Origin of the sequence: Micromonospora humidisoli, from assembly GCF_016900955.1 — a bacterium.
Taxonomy (GTDB): Bacteria; Actinomycetota; Actinomycetes; order Mycobacteriales; family Micromonosporaceae; genus Micromonospora; species Micromonospora wenchangensis.
Genome location: NZ_JAFEUO010000002.1, coordinates 257,568 through 270,665 on the forward strand (window position 1 = coordinate 257,568; position 13,098 = coordinate 270,665).

At 72.2% G+C, this 13,098-nt stretch carries 13 protein-coding genes; 7 read left to right on the forward strand and 6 right to left on the reverse strand.

From position 1 onward, the window contains the following. Window positions 1-200 precede the first annotated feature (200 nt). A complete protein-coding gene (locus JQN84_RS06545; protein WP_204957536.1) occupies window positions 201-3,071 on the forward strand; it encodes an alpha/beta fold hydrolase in 2,871 nt (956 codons plus the stop codon). Next, window positions 3,071-3,973 carry an ABC transporter permease gene (locus tag JQN84_RS06550; protein ID WP_204957537.1) on the forward strand — a complete coding sequence of 301 codons (903 nt, stop codon included), beginning with the start codon at window positions 3,071-3,073 and terminating at the stop codon, window positions 3,971-3,973. The genes JQN84_RS06545 and JQN84_RS06550 overlap by 1 nt, the downstream gene beginning before the upstream one ends. 86 nt (window positions 3,974-4,059) lie before the next feature. Here JQN84_RS06550 and JQN84_RS06555 read toward each other — a convergent pair whose 3' ends face one another. Genes JQN84_RS06555 through JQN84_RS06565 form a run of 3 tightly spaced genes read right to left on the reverse strand, consistent with a single transcriptional unit; the run spans window position 4,060 to window position 5,176 of the window. After that, entirely contained in the window at window positions 4,060-4,311 is a 252-nt protein-coding gene (locus JQN84_RS06555; protein WP_204957538.1) for a hypothetical protein, read from the reverse strand. Beyond that, on the reverse strand, window positions 4,308-4,571 hold the full coding sequence (locus JQN84_RS06560) for a DivIVA domain-containing protein (protein ID WP_204957539.1): 264 nt from the start codon (window positions 4,569-4,571) through the stop codon (window positions 4,308-4,310). The genes JQN84_RS06555 and JQN84_RS06560 overlap by 4 nt, the downstream gene beginning before the upstream one ends. After that, a complete protein-coding gene (locus JQN84_RS06565) occupies window positions 4,568-5,176 on the reverse strand; it encodes a hypothetical protein (protein WP_204957540.1) in 609 nt (202 codons plus the stop codon). The genes JQN84_RS06560 and JQN84_RS06565 overlap by 4 nt, the downstream gene beginning before the upstream one ends. A gap of 246 nt (window positions 5,177-5,422) precedes the next feature. On the opposite strand from JQN84_RS06565, the gene JQN84_RS06570 reads away from it, so the two are divergent. Continuing rightward, window positions 5,423-5,656: a winged helix-turn-helix domain-containing protein gene (locus JQN84_RS06570; protein WP_204957541.1), complete on the forward strand. Its 234-nt coding sequence runs from the start codon at window positions 5,423-5,425 to the stop codon at window positions 5,654-5,656. Between the two features lie 958 nt (window positions 5,657-6,614). Here the strand turns inward: JQN84_RS06570 and JQN84_RS06575 are convergent. The 3 genes from JQN84_RS06575 to JQN84_RS06585 are packed head-to-tail and all read right to left on the reverse strand — an operon-like array spanning window position 6,615 to window position 9,271. Next, window positions 6,615-7,403, reverse strand: coding sequence for a hypothetical protein (locus tag JQN84_RS06575; protein WP_204957542.1), 789 nt, complete (start codon window positions 7,401-7,403; stop codon window positions 6,615-6,617). Window positions 7,404-7,445: 42 nt separating this feature from the next. Beyond that, a complete protein-coding gene (locus JQN84_RS06580) occupies window positions 7,446-8,618 on the reverse strand; it encodes a sensor histidine kinase (protein WP_204957543.1) in 1,173 nt (390 codons plus the stop codon). Beyond that, window positions 8,615-9,271 (reverse strand): response regulator transcription factor, encoded by a 657-nt coding sequence (locus JQN84_RS06585; RefSeq protein ID WP_204957544.1) that lies wholly within the window; start codon window positions 9,269-9,271, stop codon window positions 8,615-8,617. The genes JQN84_RS06580 and JQN84_RS06585 overlap by 4 nt, the downstream gene beginning before the upstream one ends. 125 nt (window positions 9,272-9,396) lie before the next feature. On the opposite strand from JQN84_RS06585, the gene JQN84_RS06590 reads away from it, so the two are divergent. The 4 genes from JQN84_RS06590 (at window position 9,397) to JQN84_RS06605 (ending at window position 13,037) form a co-directional block, all read left to right on the forward strand. After that, window positions 9,397-9,939 carry a hypothetical protein gene (locus JQN84_RS06590; RefSeq protein WP_204957545.1) on the forward strand — a complete coding sequence of 181 codons (543 nt, stop codon included), beginning with the start codon at window positions 9,397-9,399 and terminating at the stop codon, window positions 9,937-9,939. Further along, on the forward strand, window positions 9,936-11,069 hold the full coding sequence (locus JQN84_RS06595) for a peptidoglycan-binding protein (protein ID WP_204957546.1): 1,134 nt from the start codon (window positions 9,936-9,938) through the stop codon (window positions 11,067-11,069). Before JQN84_RS06590 ends, JQN84_RS06595 begins: the two co-directional genes overlap by 4 nt. A gap of 28 nt (window positions 11,070-11,097) precedes the next feature. Next, window positions 11,098-11,784, forward strand: a complete 687-nt coding sequence (locus tag JQN84_RS06600) for an ABC transporter ATP-binding protein (RefSeq protein WP_204958155.1) — start codon at window positions 11,098-11,100, stop codon at window positions 11,782-11,784. Window positions 11,785-11,861: 77 nt separating this feature from the next. Continuing rightward, complete coding sequence (locus JQN84_RS06605; RefSeq protein ID WP_204958156.1) at window positions 11,862-13,037, forward strand: ABC transporter permease; 1,176 nt, start codon at window positions 11,862-11,864, stop codon at window positions 13,035-13,037. Window positions 13,038-13,098 lie beyond the last annotated feature (61 nt).

Sequence of the window (13,098 nt, forward strand, 5' to 3'; positions counted from 1 at the left end):
CGTACTGTTGTCACGGTGACATGCTCGTTTCCATAGCGATATCACGCCTTACGCGTGAATTCACGTAATCCGAATTCGTTCTGCGTGAACGCCGGGTGACCTTGTGCGGTTTGCCCCCGCCGATCGCCGATCGGCTGGCCAGGACGGACGTACGGCGGATCTCAGCCAACGCTCAGCTTCCGGGCCGTACCGTGAGCCGAATGAAATCGCCGTTGTCGGCCGCCCGGCTTCGCCGTGCCCTGCCCACCGGTCGTCGAGCGGTCGCCGCGTCGGTGGTCGTCGTCCTGTTGGCGGCGGTCGTCGGCTGGGCGGTCTGGCCGGACCGGCCGGACTTCCGCACCGAGTCGACCATGCTCACCGTGCGCTCCGGGCCGGCCGGTGACGAGCCCGTCGACCTGGACACCACGTTCTACCTGCCCGAGGGCGCGTCGGCCGACCGGAAGGCGCCGGCGGTGCTGCTGGCGCACGGCTTCGGCGGTACGAAGGACTCCGTCCGCGCCGACGCCGAGGACCTGGTGGGGCAGGGCTACGCGGTGCTGACCTGGACCGCGCGGGGCTTCGGCCGCAGCGGCGGGCAGATCCACCTGGACAGCCCCGACTACGAGGTGCGCGACGCCCAGCGGCTGCTGGACTGGCTGGCCGCCCGCCCCGAGGTGCGTACCGACACCGCCGGTGACCCCCGGGTCGGGGTGGTCGGTGGCTCGTACGGCGGCGGGCTGGCCCTGCTGCTGGCCGCGCAGGACCCCCGGGTCGACGCGATCGTCCCCATGATCACCTGGAACGACCTGTCCCGCGCCTTCCTGCCGGAGAGCACCGGCAAGCCGGCCACCGAGGGCGTTTTCAAGAAGGGCTGGGCCGGCATCTTCTTCGGCGGCGGCGGCAGCGCCGGTTCCGGGCCGGCCGGGCTCTCCGGCAACACCGCCGCCGTCCAGCCGGAGGGCGCTCCCGCGTCGGCCGGTGCGCCCAGCCCGCAGCCGGGCGACGGGCCGGGCAGCCGGTCGCCGCGCGCCCCCGGGGCCGCCGCCGACCCGTCCTGCGGCCGGTTCGCCGCCGACGTCTGTGCCGCGTACCTGCGGATCGCCACCACCGGGCGGGCCGACCAGGCGGCGGTGGACCTGCTCCGGCGTTCCTCCCCGGCCGACGTGCTGGGCCGGATCAAGGCCCCCGCCCTGTTGGTGCAGGGCGAGGCGGACACCCTCTTCCCGCTCACCGAGGCGGACGCCAACGCGCGTGGCATCGCCGCCGCCGGCACCCCCGTGCGGGTGGCCTGGTTCACCGGCGGCCACGACGGCGGCACCGGGCCGACCAGCGACTCCGACCGGGTGAAGTACCTGACCGTGCAGTGGCTGGACCACTACGTCAAGGGCACCGGCGCGGCCCCCGGTGACGACTTCACGTTCTCCCGGATCGCCGGCTTCGACGCCCTCGACCGGGGACTGGTCGCCACCGGTTACCGCACCGCCGACTATCCCGGGGTGACCGGGGACGCCCGGCGGGAGGTGCCGGTCACCGGGCCGGCGCAGCCGGTCGCGAACCCGCCCAACGGCAACCCGGCGGCGATCTCGGCGATCCCGTTCGCCGGTTCGCTCGGTTCCCTGCTCGACGGGGTGGCCGGTGACGTGCCCGGCCAGCACGCCCGGTTCGAGTCTGCGCCGCTGACCGAGGCGGTGGACGTGGTGGGCGCGCCCACCGTCACCGTCCGGGCCGCGTCGGCGACCGGCGAGGCGGTGCTGTTCGCCAAGCTCTACGACGTCGACCCGGCCGGCGCGGCGACGCTGCCCGACGGGCTGGTCGCCCCGATCCGGTTGACCGGGCTGCCGGCCACGATCGACGCCGCGCAGCCGGTCCAGGTCACCCTGCCGGCGATCGTCCGTCGGGTCGAGGCCGGGCACCGGCTGCGGGTGGTGCTGGCCACCGCCGACCAGGCGTACACCACGCCGACCGCGCCGGCCGTCTACACGGTGGCGGTCGACGGGGCGGTGAGCCTGCCGACGGTCACCGCCACCCCGATCCCGACCACCGCCACGGTGTGGCGCTGGGTGCTGGTCGGCCTGCTGGCCGCGATCCTGGTCGGGCTCGTCGTGGTCGTCGCCGTGGTCCGCCGCCGGCACCGCCGCCAGGACGACTCCGTCCACCCCGAGTACGCGGGCATCCCGCTCGCCGTCCGCGACCTGCGCAAGGAGTACGCGGACGGGTTCGTCGCGGTGTCCCGGGTGGACTTCGAGGTGCACCCCGGTCAGGTGATGGGGCTGCTCGGCCCGAACGGCGCGGGCAAGACCACCACCCTGCGGGTGCTGATGGGGCTGACCCAGCCGACCGCCGGGGAGATCTACGTCTTCGGGCACCGGCTGGTGCCCGGCTCGCCGGTGCTGTCGCGGATCGGCGCGCTGGTGGAGGGGCCCGGTTTCCTGCCGCACCTGTCCGGCCTGGACAACCTGAAGGCGTACTGGCGGGCCACCGGGCGGCCGTGGGCCGACGCGCACTTCGACGAGGCGTTGGAGATCGCCGGCCTGGGCGAGTCGGTGCACCGGCGGACCAAGAACTACAGCCACGGCATGCGGCAGCGGCTGGCCATCGCGCAGGCCATGCTGGGCCTGCCGGAGCTGCTGGTGCTCGACGAGCCGACCGATGGCCTGGACCCGCCGCAGATCGCCGAGATGCGCCGGGTGCTCCAGCGGTACGCCACCGACGGCCGGGCGGTGCTGGTCTCCAGTCACCTGCTGGCCGAGGTGGAGCAGACCTGCACGCACGCGGTGGTGGTGAACAAGGGCCGGATCGTCGCGTCCGGCCCGGTGGAGGAGATCGTCGGCGAGTCGCCGAGCACCCTGTTCGAGGTGACCGACCAGGCCGCCGCGCGGAAGGTGCTGAGCCGCCTCGACGCGGTGCAGGTGCTGACCGCCGACGACGCCGGTGCTCTGGTGGTGGACACGAACGGGACCGCCCGCAGCGAGGTGGTGGCCGAGCTGGTCCGGGCCGGGATCGGGGTGGACCGGGTGGTGCCACGGCGTCGCCTGGAGGATGCGTTCCTCGCTTTGGTGGGCGAGAACTCTCGGGGAAGCGGTGACCGGTGATGGCAGGTTCTTCGGTGGGTTCCCCGTCGGGGGTGGGGGAGTTCGGGTCGGGTGGGGCGGCGGCCGGCTACCGGCCGGGGGCGACCCTGCCGTTCGGGGCGGAGTTCCGCCGGCAGGCGTCGCGGCGGCGTACCCAGTTGGCGCTCGGGTTCATGGTGCTGCTGCCGTTGATCATCCTGGTGGCGTTCCAGTTCGAGTCCGGGGACGACGACGGCGGGGGCCGGGGCGAGTTCGCCAGCCTCGCCGACCTGGCCACCTCGGGCGGGCTCAACTTCACCCTCTTCTCGATCCTGGTGTCGGCGTCGTTCCTGCTGGTCGTGGTGGTGGCGCTGTTCTGCGGTGACACGGTGGCCAGCGAGGCGAGCTGGGGGAGCCTGCGCTACCTGTTGGCGGTGCCGGTGCCCCGGGCCCGGCTGCTGACGGTGAAGCTGTTGGTGGCGCTGGCGTACTCGGGGCTGGCGCTGCTGTTGCTGGCCGGTACGGCCCTGCTCGCCGGTACCCTGCGCTACGGCTGGTCGCCGCTGACCAGCCAGGTCGCCGCCGAGCTGACCCCGACCGAGGGGCTGGTAAGGCTGCTGGCGGTGCTCGGCTATCTGGCGGTGGTGCTGCTGGTGGTGGCCGGGCTGGCGTTCCTGCTGTCGGTGGTCACCGATGCCGCGCTGGGTGCGGTCGGTGGTGCGGTGCTGCTGTGGATCCTGTCCAGCATCCTGGACCAGATCACCGCGCTGGGGGTGCTGCGCGACTTTCTGCCGACCCACTACAGCAGCGCCTGGCTGGGCCTGCTGTCCACCCCGATGCAGACCGACGACGTGGTCCGGGGCGCGATCTCGGCGGTCAGCTACGCCACCCTGTTCTGGGGACTGGCCTTCTGGCGCTTCACCCGCAAGGACGTCACCAGCTGACCCCCGCCCGCTCGCCGTGGAGCAACGGGGTCGATGTTGCGCTATCGCCGCCGGCGGACACCGCGACATCGGCCCCGTTGAGTCGATCATTCCGTCGTCGGGGCGCACCCGCCGTCGTGGCCGGCGGTGCGACCGCAGCGGCCGGGGCCGCCGAGCGGGGCGTCGCACCAGACCCGGGTACGCACGGACTGCCGGTCCTCCGGCGACAGGGTCGTCTCGCCGAAGTCGACGGCGAGCACGTGCCCGAGCGAGCGACGCAACGCCATCGCCAGGGCGGCGACCTCGTCGACGCTGGTCAGCCTGGTCGGCAGGTGGATGATCCAGCACGGGTCGGTCATCGTGGCCACCACCTGTTCCGGGCGGCTCTCGTCCGGCGGCAGTCGGTGTGCCCTGATCCCCACCGTCGCAGCGCCACCCGGATGCGCTCGCCCTCGGTGGTGGCGGTCGCCAGGTCCCGGGTGACCCGTTCCAACTCGTCGGCGACCTGGTCGAGGAAGGCGTACACCTGCTCGGGGTCGAGACCACGCCACCGACGGGTGCCGAAGGTGACGGTGCGGACGTGCTGCGGCAGCAGCCGCCGCCCGGCTCGATAGATCATCCTGTGTCGCCCTTCCTGGCCGGTCGGGGTGCCGCACCCGACAACCCGTCGGTGTACGACCCCAGTGCGGCGACGGCAGCGGCCAGACACTCGGCCATCAGGTCGAGCTGCTCGGCGGCGTATCGCCACTGCCGCGTGGTCGTCTCGGTGTCGTGTCGCCCCTGCCGACGGGTGGCCGCCCCGGCGGGACCGGTGACCTCGGTGGGTGGGGCGTCGGTGGGGGGCGCGTCGCGGAGCTGTTGGCCGGCGGCGGTGACCCGGGCCGGGAGCCGCCGGATCCGATCGGCCGCCGCACTCCACTGGCTGCCGACGGTGTCCAACACCTCGACCAGCTCACCGATGGTGCTCGGATCCGCATGTCCGGCGGTGCCCCGGAGTCGGCGTACCCCGTCGGTGACCTGCTGGTCGACCTCGCCGGCCAGGTCGAGGGCATCCCCGCTGCAACGCTGGGCCAGCCGGAGCGCCGGGTGCGTGCAGCCTGCACCGACGCGTTGCAGCAGCACCATGGCGGCTGCCACCCCGAGGTACGTCTCCCGCAACTCGGCGGCCACCTGCTCGACCGCCCAGATCGCACTGGCGACCGGCACCTCCGTATTCGTCTCCACCGTGCCTCCTCTGCCCGGGTGGGTGCCGGGGCAGCACGCCGACCAGCCTGCAAGGGGGTTCCTGGCCGGGATGCCGCGCACTGCCCCGGCGCTGTCCGGGTGTGTGACCCGGGGCGGGACGCCAGGCTGCCGAGCGAGGAGTCCCGGTTAAATACGCTAGTTCGGTTGGTTACCTAAGTCAACGACGATGTTGTAGGTAATGGTCATTCGTGGTCAGATGGTGGTGCCGAGCGAGGAGTACCACAGATGGCCAACCGAACCGCTGACTACGTTCGTGTCGTAGAGACGATCACCGCGCAGATTCGTGCCGGTGAGCTTGCCCCTGGTGACAAGCTGCCCACCTATGCCCAGCTTGCCGACGAATACAAGATCAGTATCTCGACCGCTCAGGCGGCGCTGCGAATCTTGCGGGATCGCGGCTTGGTGGAGGGGCACCAGGGCAAGGGAACCTACGTCGCCGCACCTGAGGACCCGGCGTAGTTGATACGACGGATCACCATGTCCCGCTTCCGTTGAGCTAGACCGGCATTGCCGCCGACATCGCCGGCCGGGTCACGGCCGGCGAGTATGAGCCGGCGGCGAAGCTCCCGCCCTACGCTCAGCTCGCGGACCCACCCCGCACCACCCCGCCGCCCTCGCCCTCGCACCCGCAAGGTCATGCTGTGTCCGTGATGTAGTGGTGTCGTAGCGGTGGGATGCCACTGCATCGTGGATACAGCACGATCATGGGGGCTGCTCCGTCTCGTTTTCGACGGCTGCGCAGGGTGGTGGCGCTGTTGGGTGACCGGGGTGTGGTCGTCGGAGCGCCGGGTCGTGGAGTGTTCGTCCGTGAGGCGGGTGGCTCCTGATCTCGATCGCTCAGGCGGGACCCACTCCGCACCCCGCATGCCTGAAACCCCACCCGTACCCCGCACCCACCCCGCCCGCACCTGCACCTGCACCTGCACCGTCGTGCTGTATCCACGTTGTAGTGGTGTCGTGGTAGTGGGATGCCACTACATCGTGGACAACACCGTTGCGTTAGGTGGAACGGCTGTTCGTCAACCAGCGCTGCCTCGCCGATCATGGAGTTGTGGTGGGTAACGGAACGCCCGTAAAACCCCAAAGTCGGCACCACAACTCCATGATCGTCAAGCGGGCCCACCCCGCTCCCCGATCGGGCACTTCCTGTCCCGGGTTGACCAGCCGCCCACGGCGTTAACGCAACCGTGTTGACATCATGGATCGAGCACGATCATGGGGCTGTTCCGTCTCGTTTCACGGCTGCGCGAGCGGTGGCGCTGTCGCGTCGTGAGCAGGATGAGGTCGGCGGTGTGCCGGAGAGGATTCCCATGATTGTTTGCAGGTCAGGGAGACGACACGCCGTGTCGAGTGCGCGAGAAGGCTAAATGATCATGAGTGCCCACCTATGCCCACACCGACGGTGCGGCTCCCGCCATTACCGGAGCGCGGCCTGCGGGGGCGGTACGACCTTGTCGAGTTGCCGTTCGAGGCTGAGTGGGTCATCGAAGAACTCGACGTCGCTGACCGTCCGCAACTCGGCGACGATCGCTGCCGGCCAGTCGCGCGCCGAGCCGTCCAGCGCCGCGACCCGGCTCTCTCGCGCGATCGTCGACAGGCCGAAGACGTGGTAGCAGTATTCGGCTGCCTGATCGGGATCACGCAGGCTGACGGCCTGGACGTATGCCGCCTTACTGTCGTTGGCGACCCGCAGGGTGACCGGCCGGTTCCGTCCTGACTCCAGCGGAATCGGAGCGTCCCGTTGAAGCTCGCGGCTGCGCCCGGCCCAAGCGGTGACCCGGTCCGTGACCCGATCGACGAACCCCATTCCCGCCTGCCGTGGGGCGAGCCATCGCAACTGATCGGCGCGGAGGGAGGCCTGGGCGACGTCGAGCACCAGCCTGCCCAGATCATCAGCGGCCCCGAAAGTCGTGATCTCACCGGGTGCAGCGTTGACCCCGTTCAGGCCGGCCCCGACCATGAGCTCGGCGAATGCCTCGGCTGCGCGGCCGGTGGACAGGTTCACTCCAGCCATGGCCAACAGGGAGGCAGCGGCTGCGCGATCGGTCACCCGGTAGCCCGATCCCATCGGCTCGACCAACACCCGCACTCCGTCGCCGTCGCCGTAGGTCAGCGGCAGGTCGACCAGCAGGCCGTCGCCGTACGGGCGTACGACGGTGTTGTCGTTCACCGCTTGGAGGGCAACCACGACCTTCGTCGCGTTCATCGTCATCTCCCGTCATGGCTCCGCTGGCCGTGGGCCGTCGGGTCAGCCGGTGGTGGGGAGGGAGACGGTGACCACCAGGCCGCCGTCGGGGCGGGGGACGGCCCGCACCGTCCCGCCGTGCGCCCGCGCCACCGCCCGCACGATGGACAGCCCCAGGCCGAAGCCCCGCTGACCGGCGACCCGTTCCCGGTTGAGCCGGCGGAACGGCAGGAACATCGTCTCGATCTCGTACCCGGGCACCACCGGCCCGCTGTTGCTGACGGTCAGGGTGGCCCGACCGTCGACCACCGCCGTGGCGACCGAGAGCCAGCCGTCGGTGTCGACGTTGTGCCGGACGGCGTTCTCCACCAGGTTCTGGGTGAGCCGTTCCAGCAGCACCGGGTCGCCGGCTGTACGTGCCGGGGCCAGTTCGCGGGTGACGGCGAGCGTGGTGGACCGGCCGGTCTGCTCCGCGACGTGCCCGGCGATCTCGGCGAGGTCCACCTCGGCGTGTTCGGCCAGCGCGTTCTCCGAGTCGGCGAGGGTGAGCAGCCCGTCGATCAGCCGTTCGTGACGTTCGTTGACGGCCAGCAGGGTCTCCCCGAGCTGCCGGACCTCGGGTGAGGCGTCCGGCCTGGTGATCGCCAGCTCCACCAGGGACCGGTTGATCGCCAGCGGGGTACGCAGCTCGTGTGAGGCGTTGGCGACGAAGCGCCGTTGCCCGTCGAAGGACCGGTCGAGGCGTTCGAGCATCAGGTCGAACGTGTCGGCCAGCTCCTTCACCTCGTCGGTCGGCCCGACCAGGGCGATCCGCTCGTGCAGCCCCCGGCCCGCCCCGTCGGCCCCGGCGATCCGGCGGGCGGTGCCGGTGATCTGCTGCAACGGCTGCAACGCCCGGCCGGCGACCAGCCAGCCGAAGGCGACCGCGGCGATGGTCACCACGGCCAGTGCCACCCCGCCCTGGGTGAGCAGCGAGTCCAGGGCGTCGCGGCGGGCGTCGTCCTGCACCTGTCGGACGATGGTGCGCAGGTGTTCGGCCTGGCTGGCGCTGATCTGGGTGCCCTGCGGCAGCGAGACCGACTCATTGCCGCCGCTGCCGCGCAGGTTGAACCCGAGCCCGTGGGCGAGCCGCTGGTCGACCAGCACGTACGTCACGGCGAGCAGCACCGTGCCGGCGAGCAGGAACAGGCCGCCGTAGATGAGGGTCAGCCGGGCCCGGATGGTCGGTTTCCTCATCGGATCTGGTATCCCACCCCGGGCACCGTCTCGATGACCGGCGGGTCGCCGAGCTTGCGCCGCAGCTTCATCACGGTGACCCGCAGCACGTTGGTCATCGGGTCGATGTGCTCGTCCCAGGCGCGTTCCAGCAGGTCCTCGGCGGAGACCACCGCGCCGTCGGCGCGCAGCAGCTCGGCCAGCACGCCGAACTCCTTACGGGACAGCGGCACGAAGTTCCCGTCCCGGGTGACCTGCAAGCGGGCCGGGTCCAGGACGATCCCGGCCCGGCTCAGCTTCGGCGGGGCGGCCGGGCGGGTACGCCGGGTCAGCGCGTGCACCCGGGCGCTCAGCTCGACGAACGCGAACGGCTTGGTGAGATAGTCGTCGGCGCCGATGGCCAGGCCGGCGACCCGTTCCCGCACGGCGGCGGCGGCGGTCAGCATCAGCACCCGGGTGTCCCGTTCGGCCCGGACCAGTGCCCGGCACACGTCGTCACCGTGCACGACGGGCAGGTCACGGTCGAGGACGACCACGTCGTAGCCGTTGACGCCGATCCGTTCCAGGGCCGCGTCGCCGTCGTACGCGACGTCGACCGCGAACGACTCCCGGCGGAGCCATTCGGCGATCGCGTCCGCGAGCAGCTTCTCGTCCTCGCACACCAGTACGCGCACCGTTCCATCCTCGCCTACGCCGGGATAACCACCGCGTTAACGCCACCGCTTATGCCCTGGATACCGCCTGAGGAGTTGAGTTATCCCTAATGCCGGCTCTCTGCCGGCCGGAAGGGAGACCGACGATGCGACGAAATCCGCTGAGCCTGCTGCTGGCCCTGCCGGTGGTGGCGGCCCTGGCCCTGAGCGGCTGCCAGTCCGACGGCGACGACGACCCCGGGGTGGCCACCGCCGGTGGTGGCGGCGCGGAGCCCTCGGTGTCCGCCGCCGGGCTGAGCGACGAGCAGCGCCAGCTCAAGTTCACCACGTGCCTGCGGGAACAGGGCCTCGACGTGCCGGACCCGGAGCCGGGGCAGAAGGGGCCACGGTTCGACTCGGGGGCGGACATCGACCTGGGCAAGGTGCAGGCGGCGCTCCAGGAGTGCCGCGAGTACGCCCCCAACGGCGGGCAACCCCGGCAGCTCGACGCCGAACAGACCGAGCAGGTCCGCAAGCTGGCCGGCTGCATGCGGGAGAACGGCGTGCCGGACTTCCCGGACCCGTCCGCCGACGGGCGCATCCAGCCCGGCAAGGCCAACATCGACCTGAAGGACCCGAAGGTGCGGGCCGCGTTCGACAAGTGTCGGGAGATCATGCCCAACCTCGGTGAACGCCGGAGGACGTCATGAGCACCACGGCCCGACCCGTCGAGTCGACCGCCACCGCACCCGACGAGCCACCGGCCCGGCGGCGACGCCCACGCGCCGGGGTCCTGCTCGGTGCGGTGGCGTTGCTGGTGGTGGCGGTGGCGGTCGTGGCGGTCACCTCCGCCACCGACGGCCAGGCCGACCGGTCGGCCGCCGTGGACCGGCCGCCGGCGACCGCCACCGTGACCCGGCAGACCCTGGTCGACCGGGAGACCAAGAACGGCGAGCTGGGGTACGGCACCCCGCGCGCCCGGGAGAGCCGGCTGGCCGGGACGGTCACCTGGCTCGCCGCGGGTGGCGCGACGGTCAAGCGGGGCAAGGCCCTCTACCGGATCGACGACGAGCCGGTGGTGCTGCTCTACGGCAGCCTGCCCGCGTACCGGATGCTGCGTTCCGGGGTCAGCGGCACCGACGTCAAGCAGTTCGAGCAGAACCTCGCCGCGCTCGGGCACACCGGCTTCGACGTCGACGAGGACTTCACCTCGGCGACCGCCGACGCGGTCCGCGACTGGCAGGAGGACCTGGGCCTGCCGGAGACCGGTCAGGTCGAACCGGCCCGGATCGTCTACGCCCCGGGCGAGGTGCGGGTGGAGAGCCACGGCGTGGAGGTGGGCGACACGGTGGGCGCGGGCAAGGTGGTGCTGTCCACCACCGGGACGGCCCGGCTGGTCACCTGCACCCTGGACGTCGAGGACCAGCGGCTGGCCCGCAAGGGCGCGAAGGTGACCATCACCCTGCCGGACGGCACCCGCAGCACCGGTCGGGTCGACACGGTCGAGACGGTGGTGCAGACGACGGCGGCGTCCGGCAAGGACCCGGAGACCGAGACCAAGATCGAGGTCACCGTCACCGGGGACGACCCGAAGGTGCTGGCCGGCTACGACAAGGCGGCGGTGGATCTCGGCCTGATCGCCTCGGAACGCGCCGACGTGCTCTCCGTACCGGTCGCGGCGCTGCTCACCCTCGCCGAGGGCGGTTACGGGCTACAGGTGGTGGAGGACACCGGCACCCGGATCGTCGCGGTGCGCACCGGCCTGTTCGCGGACGGTCGGGTGGAGGTCTCCGGCGAGGGGGTCACCGCGGGGCTGACCGTGGGGATGCCCGGTGACTGAGCCGGCCCGGCCCGCCGGCCCCGACCACGTGGTCGAGCTGCGCGACGTCACCAAACGGTACGGCGACACGGTCGCCGCCCTCGGTGGGGTGTCGATGACCGTCGACCGGGGTGCCCTGGTGGCCATCGTCGGCCCGTCCGGGTCGGGGAAGTCCACCATGCTCAACGTGATCGGCACGCTGGACCGGCCCAGCTCGGGCGCGGTCCACATCGACGGGTACGACGCCGCCCGGCTGTCCGACCGGGAGTTGTCCGCGTTGCGGGCCAGCCGGATCGGGTTCGTGTTCCAGCAGTTCCACCTGGCTGCCGGCGTACCCCTGGTGGAGAACGTGGCGGACGGCCTGCTCTATGCCGGGGTGCCCCGGCGGGAGCGGCGGCGGCGGGCGGAGGCGGCGCTGCGACGGGTCGGCCTGGGGCACCGGCTGGACCACCGGCCGCACCAGCTCTCCGGCGGCGAGCGGCAGCGGGCGGCGATCGCCAGGGCGGTGGTCGGTGAACCGCCGTTGCTGCTGGCCGACGAGCCGACCGGCAACCTCGACTCCAGCTCCGGTGCGGGGGTGATGGAGCTGCTGCACGAACTGCACGCGGCCGGCACCACCGTCGTGGTGATCACCCACGACCGGGAGATCGCGGCGAGCCTGCCCCGGCAGGTGCAGATGCGCGACGGGCTGATCGTGGCGGACTCCGCCGCGCCTACCGAAGGGGTGCTGCGATGACCACGACACCGGTGCGGCCGACCGGCGCGCGACGTCGGGGTGACGCCGGGCGGCCGGAGCGGCTGCGCCCGGCCCGGATGAGCCCGCGTGACGTGCTGCGGGTCGGCGGCGTGGGACTACGCACCCGGCCGCTGCGGGCGTTCCTGTCCGCCCTGGGCATCGCCATCGGCATCGCGGCGATGATCAGCGTGGTCGGCATCTCGTCGTCGTCCCGGGCCGACCTGGACCGGACGCTGGCCGCCCTGGGCACCAACCTGCTCACCGTCGCGCCGGGCAGCACCCTGTTCGGCGCGGACGCCCAACTGCCGGTCGAGGCGGTCGGCATGATCAGCCGGATCGCCCCGGTACGCCAGGTGTCGGCCACCGCGCAACTGGCCGACACCCCGGTCTACCGGTCGGACCGGATTCCGGAGGCGCAGACCGGCGGCCTGGGCACCCAGGCGGTGGAGCTGGACCTGCTCGACACCGTCGGCGGCTCGCTGGCCAGCGGGACCTGGCTCAACGAGGCCACCGCGCGGTATCCGGCCACGGTGCTCGGGTCGGTGGCCGCGCAGCGGCTCGGCCTCGGTGCGGCCGGGCCCGACATCCAGGTGTACGTCGACGGGCGGTGGTTCACCGTGATCGGCATCCTGCGGCCGGTCCCGCTCGCCCCGGAACTCGACTCGTCGGCGTTGGTCGGCTGGTCGGCCGCGACCACCTACCTCGGCCTGGACGGGCATCCGACCCGGATCTACACCCGCTCGGCCGAGCAGCACGTCGAGGCCGTCCGGGCGGTGCTGGCGGCGACGGCCAACCCGGAGCAGTCCAACGAGATCCAGGTCTCCCGGCCGTCGGACGCGCTCGCCGCCCAGCAGGCCACCGACGAGGCGTTCACCGGCCTGCTGCTCGGGCTCGGCGCGGTGGCGTTGCTGGTCGGCGGGGTGGGGGTGGCCAACACCATGGTCATCTCGGTGATCGAGCGGCGGGCCGAGATCGGGCTGCGGCGGTCGCTGGGCGCCACCCGGGGGCAGATCCGGACCCAGTTCCTCGCCGAGTCGCTGCTGCTGTCCGCCCTGGGCGGCGTCGGCGGGGTGCTGCTCGGCGGCCTGGTCACCGCCGGTTACGCCAGCTCGCAGGGGTGGCCGACCGTGGTGCCGCTCTGGGTGGTGGCCGGCGGTATCGGGGCGACCATCGCCATCGGCGCGCTGGCCGGGCTCTACCCGGCGATCCGGGCCAGCCGGCTCTCGCCCACCGAGGCCCTCGCCACCCCGTGACGGCCCCGGGCCCGCCCGGCGGCACCTCGCCCGGTGGGCGACGTGCCGCCGGGTGACCCCC